This is a genomic window from Hyphomicrobium sp. (assembly GCF_051860585.1).
In the GTDB taxonomy this organism is placed as follows: Bacteria; Pseudomonadota; Alphaproteobacteria; order Rhizobiales; family Hyphomicrobiaceae; genus Hyphomicrobium_C.
Genome location: NZ_JBHYDS010000008.1, coordinates 70,632 through 88,803 on the forward strand (window position 1 = coordinate 70,632; position 18,172 = coordinate 88,803).

Consider the following 18,172-nt stretch of genomic DNA (forward strand, 5'->3'; position numbering starts at 1 on the left):
CGCCTGCCATCCGATGCGATGAAGCGAACGTGCTGTAGAAGAGACGCCTGACCCGCTCAAGCGTTCCGGCCTGCCAGCAACCAATAAGCGAGCCCGCCCGCGAAACCCGCCGTTGCGAACACGTGCCACAGCGCCGGCAGCGCATAGGTCATCGTGCCGGTGTCGACCTTGGCCAACAGCGGAATGACCGCCAGCGCGACACCGCCGCCGATCATGTAGTAGAGCCACGAGCGGATGCGGGCGACCTCCCCCGCAATGACGACCAGCAGCGCGGGGATGAGCGTCGCCCCAGACGCGATGATGGACCCCTGCCAGACCACGTCGTAGGCGGCCGAGATCGTATCGGCCTCGTCGAGGTTGTGCACCGCGTGCGTGATCGTCTCGAGGCCGAGCGTGACGAGCACGAGCATCGCCAGCGCGGCCGCGATCACAAACGAGAGCGGCACCCAGATGATCCGCCCGATCGTGCGCAAAACCATGACAGGTCAGTCTCCGGCGGTGGGAGAGGAAGCGGCGCCATCCGCGCCCGGCCGGTCGCGCGCCCGCAGCTTGACGCTCTCGCTCTTGAGCTGGCCGCACGCGGCGAGGATGTCGCGGCCGCGCGGCGTGCGCACCGGGCTCGCGTAGCCTGCCTTGTTCACGATGTCGGCGAAGCGCTCGATGGTCTCCCAGTCCGAGCACTCGTACGTCGAGCCCGGCCACGGATTGAAGGGAATGAGATTGATCTTGGCCGGAATGCCCGCCAACAGCCGCACCAGCGCCTTGGCGTCGGCCGGACTGTCGTTCACGCCCTTGAGCATCACGTATTCGAACGTGATCCGCTTCGCATTCGAGACGCCCGGATACGTGCGGCAGGCGTCCAGAAGCTGCTTGATCGGATACTTCTTGTTGATCGGCACCAGTTCGTCGCGGAGCTCGTCGCGCACGGCATGCAGCGAGATCGCGAGCATCGTGCCCGAAAGCTCGCCCCAGCGATGGATCTCGGGCACGACGCCGGACGTGGACAGCGTGATGCGCCGCTTGGAGAGCGAGATGCCCTCGCCGTCCGAGACGATGTCCATCGCCTCGCGCACGTTGTCGAAATTGTACAGCGGTTCGCCCATGCCCATCAGCACGACGTTGGTGATCTTGCGATCCGTCTCCGGCAGCAGTCCCTTGTCGTCCGGACGCGCCGCGCCCGGCCAATCTCCGATGCGATCCCGCGCCAGCAGCACCTGTCCGACGATCTCGGACGCCGTCAGATTGCGCACCAGCCGCTGCGTGCCCGTGTGGCAGAAGCTGCACGTCAGCGTGCAGCCGACTTGGGACGAGATGCACAGCGTGCCGCGCCCGCTTTCCGGAATGTAGACGGCTTCGACCTCGGGGGCGCGCGCTTCATGCCCGAGCTTGGGCAGGCGCATCAGCCACTTGCGCGTGCCGTCGACCGACACCTGCTCGGCCACGATCCCCGGCCGGTCGAGGGTGAAGAGGGCTTCGAGCGCCTGCCGCGTCTCCTTGGAGATGTCCGTCATCTGCTCGAACGACGTCACGCCGGTAATGTAGAGCCAGCGCCAGAGCTGTCCGACGCGCATGCGCCGCTGCTTTTCCGGCACACCCGCGGCCGCCATCGCCTCGGCCAGCCGTGCACGGCTCATGCCGGCGAGCGTTGGCCGGAATGCGGCGTCGGGCGCCTGCGTCTCGCGCGGCGGCGTATGGTCCAGAACCAGGGTCATGCCGCATCTTCTAGCGATTTCCGGCCCGCGGCGAAAGAGCGGCGCCGAGCGGCAAAGTGGTAAGCTTTGCCGGTTTTGGCGCATCCGCTATAAGGCGGCTCCGCGCAGTGCTGCCGATTTGCGCATCAGCAACCTAAGTCCGAAGACCGTTCCCATGGCTAAGCCCGACAAAAATGCTCCGAAGCGTCCCAATGCGCGCCTGCCGAAGGGCATGCGTGACATCGGCCCGGCGGAGTTGCGCCAGACGCACGCCATGCTTGAGACGATCCGCGGCGTCTACGAGCGCTACGGCTTCGAGCCGCTGGAGACGCCCGCCTTCGAGTACACGGACGCGCTGGGCAAGTTCCTGCCCGACAGCGACCGGCCCAACGAGGGCGTGTTCTCGTTCCAGGACGAGGATGAGCAGTGGCTCTCGCTGCGCTACGACCTCACGGCCCCGCTCGCTCGTTACGTGGCCGAGAATTTCCAGGACATGCCGAAGCCGTTCCGCCGCTACGCGACGGGCTCGGTCTATCGCAACGAGAAGCCGGGACCTGGACGCTTCCGCCAGTTCACGCAATTCGATGCGGACACGGTCGGCGCCGAGAGCGTCGCGGCCGATGCCGAGATGTGCATGCTGGCGGCGGACACGCTCGAAGCCCTCGGCATCGAGCGCGGCCAGTACGTCATCAAGGTCAACAACCGCAAAGTGCTCGATGGCGTAATGGAAGGCGTGGGTGTTGGCGGCGAGGAATTCGCCGCAACTCGGCTGACAGTGCTGCGTGCAATCGACAAGCTAGATAAGTTCGGCCCCGACGGAGTCCGTCTGCTGTTGGGTGCAGGTCGCAAAGATGAGAGCGGCGATTTCACCAAGGGTGCCGGCTTAAACAACGATCAGATCGAGTACGTGATGAGCGTTGTGGAGTTTCAACCCGGCTTCAATGCGGAAGACATCGAGTTAGTCAATTCGTGGCAAGATCGTCTTCGATCAAATGAGACGATGAAGACTGGCTTCGACGAACTCGACCAAATTCACAAATTAGTGCTGGCATCGGGTTACGGTCGAAATCAAATCCGCATCGATCCCTCCGTCGTCCGCGGCCTCGAATACTACACCGGCCCCGTGTTCGAAGCCGAGCTGCTGATCCCGGCCAACGACGAGAAGGGCAATCCCGTCCGCTTCGGCTCCGTCGGCGGCGGCGGCCGCTACGACGATCTCGTCGCGCGCTTCACCGGCCAGAAGGTCCCCGCCACCGGCTTCTCCATCGGCGTCTCGCGTTTGCAGGCGGCGCTGAACCTGATCGGCCGCGCGCCTGCTCCTGCACTGGGACCGGTTGTTGTCACCGTGATGGATAAGGACCAGATCCCCGCCTACCAGAAAATGGTGCAGCGTCTTCGCGAAGCGGGCATCCGCGCCGAACTCTATCTCGGCAACCCGAAGCAGTTCGGCCGCCAGCTCCAGTATGCCGACAAGCGCGGCGCGCCCGTGGCCGTCATCCAGGGCTCGACCGAGCGCGAGGCCGGCGAGATCATCCTCAAGGACCTGATCGAAGGCGCGAAGGCCGCCGCGGCGATCAAGGACAACAAGGAATGGAAGGAGACCCGCCCCGCGCAGGTCTCCGTGCCGGAAGCCAAACTGGTCGAAGCCGTCCGCGAGATCCTTGCCCGCCACGCCTAGTCCCACTCCGCGAATTCGTGGTTCGCCTCTCCCCTTGGGGAGAGGCCGGGCGCGATCGAAGATCGCGTCCGGGTGAGGGGGCCTGCAGCAGACGGTCGCGCGTGTCGCACGCCCCCTCACCCTCACCCTCACCCTAACCCTCTCCCCAAGGGGAGAGGGAATTGCGGGTTCGCCTCTCCCCTTGGGGAGAGGCCGCGCAGCTATGCTGCGCGGGTGAGGGGGTGAGAGGGACGCCGCGCAAGGGAGTGCTCTCACGCTCATCTGCCCATCACGGGTCTTGGCTCCCCCTCACCCTAACCCTCTCCCCGAGGGGAGAGGGAATTGCGGATTCGCCTCTCCGTCCATGCAAAGCATGGCTTCGCCATGATGGGAGAGGCCGACGCGAAGGCGTTTGCCTGTGCGGCGGGTGAGGGGCTTGCCGCTGGGCTCTGCCGGAACAAGAACCGTGAACCATCGGCGCGGCGCCTCCTTGCTCTCCCGCGTCGTCACCCCTATGAACGGCTTCCCTCTCTCTCCACACCTCCGGAGAAGGCCCACCGAGGACACGATGCCCGCTGAGACGGTGAAACATTTCGAGGCGCTGGAAGCCTCCGCCCAGACGCTTCTTGGTGCGTTCACGCGCGGCGGCTATGAAGCCGTGACCCCGGCCATCATCCAGCCCGCGGGCGTGTTCCTCGACGTGGTGGGTGAATCGCTCCGCGCCCGCACGTACGTCTTTTCCGATCCAGACGGCGACGAGCTGTGCATGCGGCCCGACCTCACCGTGCCCGCCTGCCGTCTGCATCTCGAGCGCCACCCGTCGGCCGACGTCACCGCGAAGTACTGCTACGACGGCTTGGCCTTCCGCTTTCAGCCGCTCGGCAGCGGCCTCGCCCACACGCGCGAGTTCCGCCAGACCGGCATCGAAGCCTTCGGCGAAGCGAACCGCGAGCGCGCCGACGCCGAGGTCGTGACCACGATTGCGGCCGGCCTCGAAGCGGCGGGCCTCGCGAATTATCAGCTGCGCTTCGGCGACCTCGGCCTGTTGCGCGCCATTCTGAAGGCCGCGGACATGCCCCCCCGCTGGCGCCAGCGCCTGATGCACCTGTTCGTGCGCCCGAAGGCGTTCAAGGCGGAGCTGGCGCGCCTCACGGTCGAGCCCGGCGCCGCATCGGCGAACATTCCCCCGCAGCTCCGGGACGCGCTCGATCCCGGCGATCCCGAAGGGGCGGAAGCGGCCGTCGCGAGCTACCTCGAAACCAAAGGCATCGAGCATATCGGCCTGCGCGATGCGTCGGAGATTGCCGCCAGCCTGCTTGGGCGTGTGGCGGACGCGCGCTCCGAGCCGCTGTCGGCCAAGACGGCGCAACTGATCGCGAGCTACGTCGCCATCGTCGCGCCGGCCCGCGCCTCCGTGCGGCGCATCCGTGAGCTGGCGACGCTGATGGGCATCCAGATCGAGGAAGCGGTCGGCGCCTACGAATGGCGCCTGGAACTGATGGCGCAAGCCGGCCTCGACCTCGAAAGGGCGGAGTTTTCCGCCGACTTCGGCCGCGCGCTGGCCTACTACACCGGCTTCGTTTTCGAGGTCGTGACGCCGGGCCTCGGGCACCGCAGCCCGGTCGCCGGTGGCGGCCGCTACGATCACCTGCTGAAGGCCGTCGGTGCACCGGTCGATGTGCCCGCGGTCGGCGCCGCCGTGCACACCGATCGCCTCGTCACGGCGCTGGCCAATGGCGGCGCCGCTCTCGCCAACGGAGGCGCGCACTCATGACAGACCTCGCTCGCACCGCAGGATCTCTTCTCCTCCCCCCTCGTGCCGAAGGCGCGGCTCCGCCACGACGTGGGGGAGGTCGGGAGGGGGGGACGGCGGAACGATTGCCGTTGGGATTCCCCCCACCCCTGGAGGGGAAAGTCCGCGTGAGCCTTGAGCGGCAGGGGCGACGCGATGTCTGACAGATTGATTTTGGCCGTGCCCTCGAAGGGCCGCCTGATGGAGCAGACGGCCGAGGCCTTCGCCGCCGCCGGCCTCACGCTGCGCAAGACCGGCAACGAGCGCGGCTATCGCGGCGAGATCGTCGGCCACCCCGATATCGATGTCGCCTTCGTGTCGGCGTCCGAGATCGCCTGGAACCTGAAGACGGGACGCGTGCATGTCGGTGTCACCGGAGAGGACCTTGTCAGCGAGCAGATGTCGGACGCGGCGACCCGCGTCACGTCCCTGAAGAAGCTCGGCTTCGGTCATGCCGATGTCGTCGTCGCCGTCCCGGACTTCTGGGTCGACGTGCGCAACATGGACGACCTGGCCGAGATCGCGCTGCCGTTTCGCCGTGCGCATGGCCGCTGGTATCGCGTCGCGACGAAGTACCTGAACCTTACCCGCCGCTTCTTCGCGGCCCGCGGCGTCTCCGATTACCGCATCGTCGAAAGCCTGGGCGCGACCGAAGGAACGCCAGCAGCGGGCACCGCCGAGCTGATCGTGGACATCACCACCACGGGCACGACGCTCGCCGCCAACGGCTTGCGAATTCTCGACGACGGCTTGGTGCTGCGGTCGGAAGCGAACCTGATTTCCTCCAACGTCGCGCCATGGACCGAGGCGACGCGGGCGGCCATGGCCGAGATCGCGCGCCGCTTCTCGGCCTGACGCCCGCCAGCAGGGTTGAAACGGGTGCGCTCCCTGGTCCACATTCAGGCGCGGTTCAGGCCGCCTCTGGCACGATGGGAACATCCGGGTCGCCGGCGCGAAGAAATTGGGGTCGAACATGCGTTTTCCGCGTCTCACCATCTCGGCGTGCCAGATCTCTGGGTGCATGCTGGCGCTAGCCGGCGCGATCGCCCTTTCGCCAGGCGCCCGCGCGCAGGCCAATTGCGACATGTACGGCAAGCTCGCGATGCAGCAGCAGCAGGAGAACGCTGAACACAAGTGCGGCTTCTCCGGCCCCCAATGGAGCCCGGACATGAAAGCTCACATCTCCTGGTGCGGCGGCGTCGGCCCCGATCAGTGGAAGGCCGAGCTTCAGGCGCGCCAGCAGAAACTCGACGCCTGCAAATCGAAATAGCTGAGAACAACGAGCGGCGCTTCTGCGCCCGCGTTGCCGATAAAAAAAGGGCGAGCCCGCTGAGCAGGCTCGCCCTTCATGTCTTCGCTATGCAGCGAGCGCTCTTAGTGGACGCTTGCGATCTGCAACTCGCCGTCCATGGCGTGGCTGAGCGCGGCCTGACGCGTATCCGTCAGCGCGATCGGCGTACCGTCGGCGGCGTGAAGTGCAAAGAGGTTGATGCCGCGAGGGAGATCCTCGATGGCCGGGAACATCTGCAGCGCCTCGTCGGAGGACAGCGTCTTGATGTAGGCGACCTGCCCGCCGCCGAGCCTTGCCAGCTCGATTTCGCTCATAATCGGAGCAACTGGTGCGGACCGCGTCGAGCGGCGCCGCTTCGTGGTATTCTCTTTCATGACGCAACTCCTCCTCTTTTCGAGGTCACTCGTCATGGAAACGTTCGACGGCGCGAAAATCCATCGCACCTACCGTCCATGATCGTACGATTCTAGGGTTTTGGCTGTAGCGGGCGGGCATCTAGCCCATTTGAATCAATAGCCTCTTGCCCCGCTTTCGCGTCCAAAGGACGCACTGTCCTCAGCCGTTCTCGATTTCGATCCGCCGCACCAGCCGATGCGGCTCATGGCGCACCAGATCGATCGCCAGCATCCCGTTCGAAAGCTCTGCCGACTGAACCTCGATCCCGTCGGCGAGCACGAACGTCCGGGTGAACTGACGCGCCGCGATGCCGCGATAGAGATAGGCGCGCGTCTTGTCGTCCTGCTGACGCCCGCGCACCGTGAGCTGATTGTCTTCGACGGTGATCTCGAGCTGGTCGCGCGAAAATCCTGCGAGCGCCACGGTAATCCGCAGCTTTTCCTTCTCGCCGGACTGCGCGGAGATCCGCTCGATGTTGTACGGGGGATAACCCTCGTTCCCGCCCTTGCCGGTGCGATCGATGAGACGCTCGATCTCCTCGAACCCGAGCAGCAGTGGATTGGACAGCACAGATAGTCTGCTCATGACAGCGAAAGCCCTTCCTTAAGCGACCTTCAAAACCTTCAAATTCGAGCGGCATCCGGATGGATCGCCGCCGGCCCGGCCCTCAGCGGCTCCGGACGTTTCGACACTTGATGATATGGGGCGAGCGTGGCGCCGTTCAAGCCGGTGAGCGGGCGCTCGCGGAGGGTGCGGCCGCGAGGCTGCGGGACGGCTCCAGAACCGCCTTGAGAAGGGTCGCCTTGCGCTCGAGGTGCCGCGTCACCGTATCGAGCAGGCCAGGCGATTTGAGTGGCCGGCCGATGGCCGCGATCAGCACGCCCTTGAGGTCGTTGAGCGTGTCACGCAAGGCCGCTTGAGTGAGCGCCAGGGTCTCGCCGATGAGATCGGCTGGATCGCGCCCGGGGAGCACGGCCCCGCGTGCCGGACGCGTCCAGCGGACCGGTTTCCCGGCCGTGATGTAGCGTCCGTAGGCGACCATGACGTAGCGGCCGAGCGGGGTCAGCGCGATCGTGGCCCGCGGCGCGGTCTTGGCCGGGCTCCCGACCTCCTTTTGGCGAGGGCCGGTCAGGGTGACGGCCCCAGTGACGACCGGTGTGACGACCGGGGCGACCAATCCGGCCTTGCCGAGCGAAAGCGCCGCCCGCCGCCGGGCCGCACTGAGCGAACGCGACATGCCGGGTTCCGTGAGAACGAGCGCATCTTGGGCAGCCGCCGCCAGCAGAATGTCGCGCTCGCGCTGGCCGAGGCGCATGTGGCGAAGCTTGTCGCTGCCCGCTGCCGAGGCGACGCTGCATTGGCCGCACGGCGCCAGCGAGCGGACGAAGGCGTGAATGTCGGCGGCGGTGTCGGCGGAGTCAGGACCGGAAACGGCTTGGAGGTAGGGGAAGAAAGCCGCGAGAGCGGGGCACGGCGCACCGGAATAGGGGCAGGCGAGGCCTGAACCGGCTGCGCAGGTTTCGCGTTGGGCCTCGGCCATGGGCGGCGGAGCGCCCGGCACGAAAGTCTGCGGCGGAGCGCCCGGCACGAAAGTCTGCGGCGGAGCGCCCGGCACGAAAGTCTGCGGCGGAGCGCCCGGCAGGGGAGCCCGTGGCGCATCCGGCACCTGATGATGCACGGGGTCTGCAACGTTGAGTGTCTTTGGCACGAGGTGATGCATGATCCGCCCTTCGACCGCCGTACGTGGCGCGAAACGTTGCGGGCCGTGGCACGAGGCGGTGCAGGCTGAGCTGCATCGGCAAGTGCCAGGCACGAAACGATACGTTGAGTCAAAGGGTTACTGGCATTTGCTGATGCGAAGCTTGCGCCCCGTTCCAAGCGCCGGTGCCAACATGCGCGCGTCTTTGAGAGGTCTGCGAGCGTCGAGAACTCCGAGACTTGCGTGGGTCCCGACCTGCGTCGGGATGACGATGAGGGGACAGGCGGCCAAAACTACGTCATCCCGGCGAAGGCCGGGACCCACGCAAACATCCCCAAGCGGCACGTCGGCCGGGTCCTCGTGCGACGCCAGAGTCCGGGGTCAGCGGACGTCTCACCCCCTTTGCGCATCGTAGAGTGGGGGGCGAGCCCTTACCGGAACCGCCCGCCGCGCTCCAGCACTTCGATCTTGTAGCCGTCCGGATCCTCGATGAAGAAGAACCGGCCGAACGGCTGCCCGTCGTGGGTCATTTGCTTGATATCTTTAGGAGAATATCCGGCGGCCTCGATCCGGGCACGCGCCGCGGCGAGGTCCTCCACCACGAATGCCAGGTGCCCGTATCCGTTACCCAGGTCGTAAGGCTCGGCCCGGCCCTTGTTGACCGTCAGCTCGACCTCGAAGCTGGCCTCGGCATTGCTCATGTAGATCAGAGTGAAATCCGGAAAATCGACCCTCTGCGCGACCGTCAGTCCAAAAACGGTGCTGTAGAAGGCGACGCTGCGCTCCTCCTCGAGCACCCGCACCATCATGTGGACTGCCTTCGCCATGGTCTTCTCCTCTGTCGGGCGGTCCCTGCGGGCACGCGCCAAGCCGCACCGGTCAGGCCCAACCTCCCATTGGCTGGCCCCCGAGGGCTGTGCTATCCCACGCCGCAGCACGACGTGTCATCGTACATTTACATACGGGATGGGGACTTATGAAGGACGTCATCGAGGAGCTTGAGCGCCGGCGCGACAACGCCCGTCTGGGTGGTGGTCTCGCGCGCATTGAGGCGCAGCACAAGCGGGGCAAGCTGACCGCCCGCGAGCGTATCGAGCTTCTGATGGACGACAACTCCTTCGAGGAATTCGACACCTTCGTCGAGCACCGCTGTGCCGAGTTCGGCATGGAGAAGCAGAAGACCCCGGGCGACGGTGTCGTCACCGGCTGGGGCACGATCAACGGCCGGACCGTCTACGTGTTCGCCAAGGACTTCACGGTGTTCGGCGGCTCGCTTTCTCAGGCGCACGCCCAGAAGATCATGAAGATCCAGGACATGGCGCTGAAGAACCGCGCGCCCATCATCGGCGTGTTCGATGCCGGCGGCGCGCGCATCCAGGAAGGCGTCGACGCCCTCGGCGGCTACGGCGAAGTCTTCCTGCGCAACGTGCTGTCCTCGGGCGTCATCCCGCAGATCTCCGTCATCATGGGCCCGTGCGCCGGCGGCGACGTCTATTCGCCGGCCATGACCGACTTCATCTTCATGGTGAAGGACACGAGCTACATGTTCGTGACCGGCCCCGATGTCGTGAAGACCGTCACGAATGAAACGGTGACCGCCGAAGAGCTCGGCGGCGCCAAGGTCCACACCACCAAGTCGTCGATTGCCGATCGCGCCTACGAAAACGACGTCGAGGCGCTGCTGCAGATGCGCCGCCTGATGGACTTCCTGCCTGCCAACAACAAGTCCGGCGTGCCCGCGCTTCCCACGTCCGACAGCGTCGATCGCCCGGACTATTCGCTCGACACGCTCATCCCCGACAATCCGAACAAGCCCTACGACATGAAGGAGCTGATCCTGAAGGTCGTGGACGAGGCGGATTTCTTCGAGATCCAGGAAGCCTACGCCCGCAACATCGTGACGGGCTTCGCGCGCATGGAAGGCCGCACCATCGGCATTGTTGCAAACCAGCCGATGGTTCTTGCCGGCGTGCTCGACAGCGACGCGTCGCGCAAGGCCGCACGCTTCGTCCGCTTCTGCGATTGCTTCGAGATCCCGATCATTACGCTGGTCGATGTGCCGGGCTTCCTGCCGGGCACCGCGCAGGAATACGGCGGCCTCATCAAGCACGGCGCCAAGCTGCTGTTCGCCTTCGCCGAGGCCACCGTGCCGAAGGTCACGCTCATCACGCGCAAGGCCTACGGCGGCGCCTACGACGTCATGAGCTCGAAGCACATCCGCGGCGACGTGAACTACGCCTGGCCCTCGGCTGAAATCGCGGTCATGGGCGCCAAGGGCGCGGCCGAGATTCTCTACCGCGCCGACCTCGCCGATCCCGAGAAGATCAAGGCCCGCATCGACGAGTACCAGAAGCGCTTCGCCAACCCGTTCGTGGCCGCCGAGCGCGGTTACATCGACGAGGTGATCCTGCCGCATGGCACGCGCCGGCGCATCTGCCGCGCGCTCAACATGCTGCGCAACAAGACCCTCGAGAACCCCTGGAAGAAGCACGACAACATCCCGCTGTAATCGGAGTGAGGTTGGCGATCTCGCTTTGGTGAGGTCGCCGGCCCTCTCAATTCCGTCATCCAGGCGTACCTTCCACGCGCGCCGCCATGCCTCTCTTGTGCTCCATGCGCGCGGAGTGGCTTGCCTCATCTCAGCCGCATCTCGACCTTAGTTTTCCCTGGCGCGGGACTGGCGGAGGGGATGGGGCTTGAAGCTGCATCAGATCGAAATGCTTGGCGTCGGCCGCGCTGTGCTGGTTCACCTCGTGATCGGCGATGAGCCGGACCCGGCTGCGTCGCGGCAATGGATCGAGGCCACCGTCGAGATCCCTGTCAAGGGCACGATGGACGAGGACGGGTTGCGCACCGCGGCGATGACCGTCCTGCGCGACACTCTGAACGACGAAATCGCCGCCCTCAGAAGCGGCCCGCTGGGCTGACGGGTACTCCAAGGGCGGGCGGCCGATCTTGCTCCTGCCGCGCTCGCCCGCTAACCTCGCTGTCAGTTTGGAGCAACGGGCTGCATGCCGCCAAGGGTGGCGCGCCCATCTTGAGAGATCACCAATGTCGCAATCGCACGACCGGACGACCTGTGAGGTCTGCGGGCATAGCGGAACCTCCGTCGTTCCCAAGTACACGCGCAGCCCCTGGCCCGTCGTGTCGTGCAACAACTGCGGCTTCGTGTTCCTCGGCAAGGTGCCCGACTACGAGGATTTGTCGGTCACGTACGCCTGGGAAAAGCAGCACGCCGAGGAAAAAGAGCGGCGCAAGAAGACCAACAAGCTGGCGCGCTTCGATGCCCTCACGCGCTTTCGCCTGAAGTTCGGCAAGGTCGTCGACCGCAGGCGTCATCAGCGCGCCGTCGGTGCCGGTGGGCGCGTGCTGGAGATCGGCTGCGGCGGCTCGACGCGCATTCCCGAAGGCCCGACGCCCTACGGCATCGAGATCAGCGAAGGTCTGAGCCAGAAAGCGCGCCCGATCTTCGAGGCGCGCGGCGGCGCCGTCTATCACGAGCCGGCCACCACCGGCATCGAGCGCTTCGACGAGAACTTCTTCGATAGCATCCTGATGCGCAGCTACCTCGAGCACGAGGCGCAGCCGCGGCTGATTCTGGAGCGCGCCTTCAAGCGCCTGAAACCCGGCGGCACCATCCTGCTGCGGTCGCCGAACTACAACTCTGCGAACCGCTTCATCATGGGCGCGGAGTGGTGCGGCTTCCGCTTTCCCGACCACGTCAACTACTTCACGCCGGCCTCCCTCAAGGCGCTGGCCACCGGCATCGGCTACGAGTTCCGCTGGATGAACTGGATGTCGCTGTTCGATGACAATCTCATCGTCGAGCTGAAGAAGCCGCGCCGGCCCGCCCGTCAGGCAGCGGCCGAGGACGTCGCCGCGGCTGCGTAATATCGCAATCCGGCTGCTACGGCTTGCCGCCCGGCAATGCCGCGTAGCGGGAGAGATACGCAGACCCGATCGCATTGAGATGTCCGCGGTCGCGATACACCAGTACGTCGTCCTTGAACGCGCTGCAGCGCTGCTCGGTGCACAGCAGCTTCACCATGTCGAGAAAGGTCACGCCGGGGTCCGCCTGCGCGATCTCCTGGAACGCCTTCTGCGACGCCGCGAGATTATGATCGACCGCGGCGCGCGGGATGGTGCAATCCACGTCCTCCGTGTCGCTGCGTGCGGCCGTCGCGAAGCAGTTGAGGGAAAACGTTTCAAAATGCGGGATCTGGCCGATGATGAGCACTTTGATCCCGCGCTTGCGAAAAATTTCGACCGTTGAGCGTGCAAACTCGGCGAAGACCCGCCGCTCGGGGGGCCCGTTCGGCGTCAGCAGATGATTGGTCATGGCGGTGCCATAGCTGCTCCAGGATGAGGACAGCACCGCGACCTTGAGATTGGGATTGCGGTTGACGAAGTCGAGAATGGTCTCCTGGTAGCGCGTGCAGGCCTCTTCCTGGATCGCAGGCCGGGCGCGCGCCGCGCCGATCAAGGCCGCGCACGCGCTCTGCGTCACCTGACGGCCGGCAAGATGAGCGCGCTGCGCGAGGCCAGCGACCATTGGGACGAAATGATCGGCGTTGGAATCGCCGAAGATTGCGATGTCGTAGCCGGATTGGGTCAGCGGTGCGCCGAAGGTGCAGCGGCTGTGACGGCTGAACGCCGCTTGATAGCCGTCGCAGGCCTGTCGCATCGGATTGCTCGAGGTCGCCGCGCGATAGACCTCCGCAGCAGGCCGGTCGAGGCGCTGCGGCCATCCATCGCCGGCGATGCCGGCCAGCGCGACCAGGATGAGGGCCGTGCTCGCGGCCAGCGCGCGCGCGATCAGCGGGAACGGGGGCATCGTCCGGAGCCCGAGCGCGCCGGTGAGCTTCTGCTCGACGAGCACCCACGAAAGCGCCGCGAGCACCAGCGCGATTGCGACCAGCACGCCCGCTTCGCCAGCGTGCGGCGCCCGTCCGAGCGCGTAGGTCGCCAGCGCCAGCACCGGCCAGTGATAGAGATAGATCGAATAGCTCATCTTGCCGGTGAGCAGGACAGGTGGAAGCGACAACGCGCGCGACACAAGCGTGGGCCCGCTCAGCCCCGCGCCGATCAGCAGCATCGACCCCAGGACGGCAGGCACCGCGGCGAGGCCGGGGAACGGCGTCTTGCCCGAAAGCAGGATCGCTGACCCGAGCACGAGAATGAGACCGGCGGCGTCGAGAAGCCAGCGGCCGCGCGCAGGAGACTTGAGGTACGGCAGCGCGAGCGCCAGCGCGCAACCGGCCAGTAATTCGAAGGCCCGCGACAGCGGTAGGAAGAACGCGGCTTCGGGATTGCTCGCAGTGGCGTGTTGCGAATGGGTGAGGGACAGGATCGCGAGCACGGCCAAGGCCGCGATCAAGCGCGGCCGGCTCCAGCCGCGCTTGAACAGCAGGAGCAGCAACAGCGGCCACGTGAGGTAGAACTGATCCTCGACGGCGAGCGACCACATGTGCAGCAGCGGCGCCTCGGCTGCGGGCGCATCGAAGTATCCGGTCTCCCGGTAAAAGTAGACGTTTGCGATCATCATCCAGACGGATGCGAGACTTCGGCTGAAGGTCTCGATCGCGTCCGGCATCAGGATGGCCATCGCGGCCATCGTCGTCAGGATGCAGCAAACGGCGGCAGCCGGAATGAGGCGACGGATGCGCCGCCCGAGAAACGCGAGATAGGAAAAGCTCCCGCCGTCCATCTCGACCGCGAGTTGCCGCGTGATGATGAAGCCGGAGATGACGAAGAAGACATCGACGCCGATGAAACCGCCCGGCAGCAAATTTGGCCAAGCGTGAAATATCACGACGAGCGCGACGGCAACCGCGCGCAGCCCGTCGACGTGCGGGAGATACCCAAGATGCTCGGCCTGAGTGTGAGAATTCCGCGTCACGAACGAATCCCGGAGCACAAATTTATGAGCGAGGCATTTGAACTCAGGAGCCCGCGATCTACATTAAAGAGAACAACACATGAGATCGTCGATAACGCAATTGCGTTGTCGCGCCGCACAGCAACCAAGACAGGAACTAAGGCTGTGCGTTGGCGTTGGCTATAAAAGTTGGAAGTGCGCGTGATGGGCATGCGTTCGATTAACTGCAAAGTCCGCGCTTATTGACCAGCGCGCGCAAATAGGCCGACATCGGAGCGATAATTCGGTCAAATTGCGAGCGCAATATGTTGGTCATGTGGATCAACTCAAGAATTTGCCGGGACCAACCTAGAAAGGACGTTCACATGCGAAGCTTGATAGCCGTGGCCTTGATCGGGGTAGGCGCGGCGTTGTTTTCCGCGAATGCACCGGCAAACGCCATGACTGCCGGTAGCAGCGTTGCAAAATCCGCCGCCACGGGCGCTGAAAGCGCGGTTCAAGAAGTCGGACGCCGCCACTGGCGGGGCGGTCACCGTCATTGGCGCGGTCACCGCCATTGGGGCGGCCATCACCGCTGGCACCGCCGCCACTATTATCGGCCGTACTATTATGGCGGATATTCGCCGTACTATTATAACCCGTACCGCTATCATCGCCGCCGCGGGTTCGGCCTCTACTTCGGATTCTAGCGGATTTTAAAATTCCCTAGGTAGTTGCGGCCGCGAGCAAAAAGCTTGCGGCCGTATTGCGTTGCGGCAGGGCACTCGCACATGCTCACTTGAAACGTCGTTTCGCAGGCCCCACCTCAGCTTCGGTTTCAAAATGCAACCGTCGGGGGTGCGCATGGTGATGCGCGATACGCTGGCCGGTTACGGGCTTGTGAGCCGTCTCGCACACTGGCTCATGGCGATCGCGATTTTCGCGATGTTCGGGCTCGGCCTGTGGATGGTCGATCTCGATTACTACAGTCCCTATTACAACTCCGCGCCTGCGCTTCACAAAAGTGTCGGCATTCTGTTGCTGATCGCTCTCGTGCTGCGGTTCGGCTGGCGCACGGCCAACGTCAAGCCTGACGACGGCGATCTCGGCCCGTTCGAGCGCGTGGCGTCCCGCATCGTTCATTGGGGCTTCTATCCCCTGCTTCTGGCCCTCATGGTCAGCGGCTATCTGATCTCCACCGCCGACGGCCGGCCGATCGAAGTCTTCGGCTGGTTCAGCGTCCCTTCGCCGGGTGAGAACAAAGGGCTCGAGGATACGGCGGGCGCGGTGCATGCCTACCTCGCCTATCTCACCATCGCGCTCGCCGCGGTCCATGCGGTGGGCGCGTTCAAGCACCATCTGATCGACCGCAAAAACACGCTGACGCGGATGTGGTCCGGCCCGCCTTCGATTTGATTTTCTCCACTTAGAAAGGAACTCCCAATGTTGCTTCGCCTTGCGCCTCTGGCCCTCGTCGCCGGACTCTGCCTGACCGGCCCCGCATCCGCCGCCGACTATGCGATCGATACGAAAGGCCAACACGCCGCCGTCAACTTCCGCATCAATCATCTCGGCTTCAGCTGGCTCACAGGGCGCTTCGATCGCTTCAGCGGCACCTTCAGCTACGACGACAAGGCGCCCGAGACGTCCAAGGTGGCTGTTGAAATCGAAACGGCGAGCGTCAGCTCCAATCACGCCGAGCGCGACAAGCATCTCCGCAGTCCCGACTTCCTCGACGTCGAGAAATTTCCCAAGGCGACTTTCGTGAGCAAATCCGTCACCCCCGCAGGCGACGGCAAGGCGAAGATCGTCGGCGACCTGACGCTGCGCGGCGTCACCAAGGAAGTCGTCATCGATGCGGCATATGTCGGCGGCGGCCCCGATCCGTGGGGTTCGACACGCGCTGGCTTCACCGGCACGACCAAGATCGCATTGGCCGACTTCGGCATCCCGAAGGATCTCGGGCCCGGTTCGAAAGAGGTCGAACTCACGCTCGATGTCGAAGGCATCCAGAAGTAGAGCCGTCCGGAAATGGTGAAAGAGCGCCCGGCGTCCGACAGGATGCCGGGCGCTTACGTCTCTCCGCTGCCGCCCGCGCGGCCACCCGCGATGGCGCGGTGCAGGAGAATGAGCGGTACGAGCCCCGCGAGCACGATCGTCAACGCGCCGAGCGCGCCGCTCTCGATCTGTTCCAGCGCCGCGAACGCATAGACGTGCGTCGCCAGCGTCTCGAAGTTGAACGGACGCAGCAGCAGCGTCGCCGGCAGCTCCTTCAAGGCATCGACGAACACCAGCAGCGCAGCGACGCCGAGTGACGGCACGAGCATCGGCAGATGCACGCGCCAAAGCGCCGACACGGCGGTTTCGCCGAGCGCCCGGGCGGCCGCATCGAGGTTGTGCGAGATCCGCTCGAGGCCCGCTTCGATGCCGCCGAGCGCGACGGCCAGGAACCGGATGACATAGGCGTAGACGAGCGCCGCGATCGATCCGGACAGGATGAGCCCGGTCGAGAGGCCGAGCAGGCTGCGCGCCCAGCCATCGACGAAGTTGTCGAAAGCCGCCAGCGGAACAAGAACGCCGATGGCGAGGACCGTGCCCGGCAACGCATAGCCGAACCCGGCCGCGCGCTGGCCGAATCGCGTGAGGCCGCTGCGTGCCACGCGTGGCGCATAGGTGAAGACGAGCGCGAGCGCGGTCGCCGCCGCCGCCGTCACCGATGCGAGGAAGATGCTGTTCCACGCCGCACTGAGAAACCCGCCTTCAATCGCGACCGACACATGCGAGACTGCGAACCTCGCGAGCAGCAGGAACGGCAGCACGAACCCGGCAACGAATGGCAGGGCGCACAGCCCCGCCGCCGCATATCCGCGCCATCCCTCGATGTCTTGAAACGGAATGGCCCGGTAGCGGCCGGTCGTGTGATGTACTTTCGCCCCGCCGCGCGCGAAGCGTTCGGCCGCGAACAGCAGCACGATGAGCCCGAGGATGACGGTCGCGATCTGCGCCGCGCCGCCCAGGTTCGACCGCTGCAGCCACGTCGCGTAGATGCTGGCCGTCAGCGTTTCCACGCCGAGGTGCTGCACCGCGCCGAGGTCGTTCAGCGTCTCCATGACGACGAGCGCGACGCCCGCGGCCAAGGCCGGACGCGACAGCGGCAGCGCCACCGCCCAGAACGTCCCCATCGGCGTACGCCCCAGCGTGCGCGCGACTTCGAGCGCGCAAACCGACTGCTGGACGAAGCTCGCCCGCGCCGCGAGGTAGACATAGGGATAGAGCACGGCCGACATCACGAACACCGCGCCTCCAAGCGAGCGGACGCTCGGGAACCAGTAGTCGTTCACGGACGTCCATCCGAACAGCTCGCGCAGCGTTGTCTGCACCGGGCCGGCGTAGTCCAGGAATTCGCTGTAGCAGTAGGCGGCGATGTACGTCGGAATGGCGAGCGGCAGCACGAGCAGGCGGTCGAGCATCACGCGCCCGGGAAACCGGTACATGGTGACGAGCCAGGCCGTCGCTGTCCCGGTGGCGAGTGTGAGCAGAGACGCGCCAAGACCGAGCAGCAGGGTTTGCTTCAGCGCTTCGGGCAGCACCGAACGCGCAAGATGCGGCCAGTCGTTGTTTTCAGGCGTCGCCGCGATGACGAGGACGGCTGCGGCCGGCAGCGCGATCAGGGCCAGCAGCACCGCGACGGTCAAACCCCACCCGGGCGCATGAGCCGCGCCCCGCCGGGCCGCGAGCCAGCCGCGCAGGGCCTCGAACGGACCGGCGGCCTTGGGCCTCTCTGACATC

At 65.5% G+C, this 18,172-nt stretch carries 18 protein-coding genes; 10 read left to right on the forward strand and 8 right to left on the reverse strand.

Translation table 11 applies throughout. The features are described from left to right. Positions 1-56 precede the first annotated feature (56 nt). Together ACTIFK_RS13715 and rlmN are read right to left on the reverse strand one after the other, a co-directional pair. Positions 57-479: a hypothetical protein gene (locus ACTIFK_RS13715; RefSeq protein ID WP_439543641.1), complete on the reverse strand. Its 423-nt coding sequence runs from the start codon at positions 477-479 to the stop codon at positions 57-59. Between the two features lie 6 nt (positions 480-485). Beyond that, positions 486-1,712 (reverse strand): 23S rRNA (adenine(2503)-C(2))-methyltransferase RlmN, encoded by a 1,227-nt coding sequence (gene rlmN / locus ACTIFK_RS13720; protein WP_439543642.1) that lies wholly within the window; start codon positions 1,710-1,712, stop codon positions 486-488. Between the two features lie 154 nt (positions 1,713-1,866). Between rlmN and hisS the strand changes: the two genes are divergently transcribed. From hisS to ACTIFK_RS13740, 4 genes are all read left to right on the forward strand, one after another. Continuing rightward, positions 1,867-3,369, forward strand: coding sequence for a histidine--tRNA ligase (gene hisS / locus ACTIFK_RS13725; RefSeq protein WP_439543643.1), 1,503 nt, complete (start codon positions 1,867-1,869; stop codon positions 3,367-3,369). Between the two features lie 547 nt (positions 3,370-3,916). Continuing rightward, positions 3,917-5,122, forward strand: a complete 1,206-nt coding sequence (locus ACTIFK_RS13730) for an ATP phosphoribosyltransferase regulatory subunit (RefSeq protein WP_439543644.1) — start codon at positions 3,917-3,919, stop codon at positions 5,120-5,122. A gap of 174 nt (positions 5,123-5,296) precedes the next feature. After that, entirely contained in the window at positions 5,297-5,995 is a 699-nt protein-coding gene (gene hisG / locus ACTIFK_RS13735) for an ATP phosphoribosyltransferase (protein WP_439543645.1), read from the forward strand. Between the two features lie 118 nt (positions 5,996-6,113). Next, the gene (locus tag ACTIFK_RS13740; protein WP_439543646.1) at positions 6,114-6,410 is read left to right on the forward strand and encodes a hypothetical protein; all 297 of its coding nucleotides are present in this window, start codon (positions 6,114-6,116) and stop codon (positions 6,408-6,410) included. 104 nt (positions 6,411-6,514) lie between these two features. Here ACTIFK_RS13740 and ACTIFK_RS13745 read toward each other — a convergent pair whose 3' ends face one another. The 4 genes from ACTIFK_RS13745 to ACTIFK_RS13760 all read right to left on the reverse strand — a co-directional run bounded on the left by ACTIFK_RS13745 (position 6,515) and on the right by ACTIFK_RS13760 (position 9,353). Continuing rightward, entirely contained in the window at positions 6,515-6,805 is a 291-nt protein-coding gene (locus ACTIFK_RS13745; protein WP_439543647.1) for a DUF1150 domain-containing protein, read from the reverse strand. 181 nt (positions 6,806-6,986) lie between these two features. Beyond that, positions 6,987-7,412 carry an Hsp20 family protein gene (locus ACTIFK_RS13750; protein ID WP_439543648.1) on the reverse strand — a complete coding sequence of 142 codons (426 nt, stop codon included), beginning with the start codon at positions 7,410-7,412 and terminating at the stop codon, positions 6,987-6,989. A 136-nt stretch (positions 7,413-7,548) separates the two neighbouring features. Continuing rightward, positions 7,549-8,547 carry a hypothetical protein gene (locus tag ACTIFK_RS13755; RefSeq protein WP_439543649.1) on the reverse strand — a complete coding sequence of 333 codons (999 nt, stop codon included), beginning with the start codon at positions 8,545-8,547 and terminating at the stop codon, positions 7,549-7,551. A gap of 410 nt (positions 8,548-8,957) precedes the next feature. After that, positions 8,958-9,353 (reverse strand): VOC family protein, encoded by a 396-nt coding sequence (locus tag ACTIFK_RS13760; RefSeq protein WP_439543650.1) that lies wholly within the window; start codon positions 9,351-9,353, stop codon positions 8,958-8,960. 149 nt (positions 9,354-9,502) lie between these two features. On the opposite strand from ACTIFK_RS13760, the gene ACTIFK_RS13765 reads away from it, so the two are divergent. The 3 genes from ACTIFK_RS13765 (at position 9,503) to ACTIFK_RS13775 (ending at position 12,417) form a co-directional block, all read left to right on the forward strand. Beyond that, positions 9,503-11,035 (forward strand): acyl-CoA carboxylase subunit beta, encoded by a 1,533-nt coding sequence (locus ACTIFK_RS13765; protein WP_439543651.1) that lies wholly within the window; start codon positions 9,503-9,505, stop codon positions 11,033-11,035. A 187-nt stretch (positions 11,036-11,222) separates the two neighbouring features. After that, positions 11,223-11,453, forward strand: coding sequence for a hypothetical protein (locus tag ACTIFK_RS13770; protein ID WP_439543652.1), 231 nt, complete (start codon positions 11,223-11,225; stop codon positions 11,451-11,453). Between the two features lie 124 nt (positions 11,454-11,577). After that, positions 11,578-12,417: a class I SAM-dependent methyltransferase gene (locus ACTIFK_RS13775; protein WP_439543653.1), complete on the forward strand. Its 840-nt coding sequence runs from the start codon at positions 11,578-11,580 to the stop codon at positions 12,415-12,417. A gap of 16 nt (positions 12,418-12,433) precedes the next feature. On the opposite strand, the gene ACTIFK_RS13780 is transcribed toward ACTIFK_RS13775, so the two are convergent. Continuing rightward, positions 12,434-14,425, reverse strand: coding sequence for an acyltransferase family protein (locus tag ACTIFK_RS13780; RefSeq protein ID WP_439543654.1), 1,992 nt, complete (start codon positions 14,423-14,425; stop codon positions 12,434-12,436). A gap of 344 nt (positions 14,426-14,769) precedes the next feature. Between ACTIFK_RS13780 and ACTIFK_RS13785 the strand changes: the two genes are divergently transcribed. The 3 genes from ACTIFK_RS13785 (at position 14,770) to ACTIFK_RS13795 (ending at position 16,402) form a co-directional block, all read left to right on the forward strand. Further along, complete coding sequence (locus tag ACTIFK_RS13785; protein ID WP_439543655.1) at positions 14,770-15,093, forward strand: hypothetical protein; 324 nt, start codon at positions 14,770-14,772, stop codon at positions 15,091-15,093. Between the two features lie 154 nt (positions 15,094-15,247). Next, positions 15,248-15,799, forward strand: a complete 552-nt coding sequence (locus ACTIFK_RS13790) for a cytochrome b (RefSeq protein ID WP_439543656.1) — start codon at positions 15,248-15,250, stop codon at positions 15,797-15,799. A gap of 27 nt (positions 15,800-15,826) precedes the next feature. Further along, complete coding sequence (locus tag ACTIFK_RS13795; protein ID WP_439543657.1) at positions 15,827-16,402, forward strand: YceI family protein; 576 nt, start codon at positions 15,827-15,829, stop codon at positions 16,400-16,402. A gap of 53 nt (positions 16,403-16,455) precedes the next feature. Here ACTIFK_RS13795 and ACTIFK_RS13800 read toward each other — a convergent pair whose 3' ends face one another. Further along, positions 16,456-18,171 carry an ABC transporter permease gene (locus tag ACTIFK_RS13800; protein WP_439543658.1) on the reverse strand — a complete coding sequence of 572 codons (1,716 nt, stop codon included), beginning with the start codon at positions 18,169-18,171 and terminating at the stop codon, positions 16,456-16,458. Position 18,172: the final 1 nt, after the last annotated feature.

Coding starts and splice junctions, on each gene's coding strand:
- ACTIFK_RS13760 (WP_439543650.1), bottom strand. CDS start 9,353: ATGGCGAAGGCAGTCCACATGATGGTGCGGGTGCTCGAGGAGGAGCGC.
- ACTIFK_RS13745 (WP_439543647.1), bottom strand. CDS start 6,805: ATGAAAGAGAATACCACGAAGCGGCGCCGCTCGACGCGGTCCGCACCA.
- rlmN (WP_439543642.1), bottom strand. CDS start 1,712: ATGACCCTGGTTCTGGACCATACGCCGCCGCGCGAGACGCAGGCGCCC.
- ACTIFK_RS13785 (WP_439543655.1), top strand. CDS start 14,770: ATGCGAAGCTTGATAGCCGTGGCCTTGATCGGGGTAGGCGCGGCGTTG.
- ACTIFK_RS13730 (WP_439543644.1), top strand. CDS start 3,917: ATGCCCGCTGAGACGGTGAAACATTTCGAGGCGCTGGAAGCCTCCGCC.
- ACTIFK_RS13800 (WP_439543658.1), bottom strand. CDS start 18,171: ATGTCAGAGAGGCCCAAGGCCGCCGGTCCGTTCGAGGCCCTGCGCGGC.
- ACTIFK_RS13715 (WP_439543641.1), bottom strand. CDS start 479: ATGGTTTTGCGCACGATCGGGCGGATCATCTGGGTGCCGCTCTCGTTT.
- ACTIFK_RS13790 (WP_439543656.1), top strand. CDS start 15,248: ATGGTGATGCGCGATACGCTGGCCGGTTACGGGCTTGTGAGCCGTCTC.
- ACTIFK_RS13795 (WP_439543657.1), top strand. CDS start 15,827: ATGTTGCTTCGCCTTGCGCCTCTGGCCCTCGTCGCCGGACTCTGCCTG.
- ACTIFK_RS13765 (WP_439543651.1), top strand. CDS start 9,503: ATGAAGGACGTCATCGAGGAGCTTGAGCGCCGGCGCGACAACGCCCGT.
- hisG (WP_439543645.1), top strand. CDS start 5,297: ATGTCTGACAGATTGATTTTGGCCGTGCCCTCGAAGGGCCGCCTGATG.
- ACTIFK_RS13755 (WP_439543649.1), bottom strand. CDS start 8,547: ATGCATCACCTCGTGCCAAAGACACTCAACGTTGCAGACCCCGTGCAT.
- ACTIFK_RS13740 (WP_439543646.1), top strand. CDS start 6,114: ATGCGTTTTCCGCGTCTCACCATCTCGGCGTGCCAGATCTCTGGGTGC.
- ACTIFK_RS13750 (WP_439543648.1), bottom strand. CDS start 7,412: ATGAGCAGACTATCTGTGCTGTCCAATCCACTGCTGCTCGGGTTCGAG.
- hisS (WP_439543643.1), top strand. CDS start 1,867: ATGGCTAAGCCCGACAAAAATGCTCCGAAGCGTCCCAATGCGCGCCTG.
- ACTIFK_RS13775 (WP_439543653.1), top strand. CDS start 11,578: ATGTCGCAATCGCACGACCGGACGACCTGTGAGGTCTGCGGGCATAGC.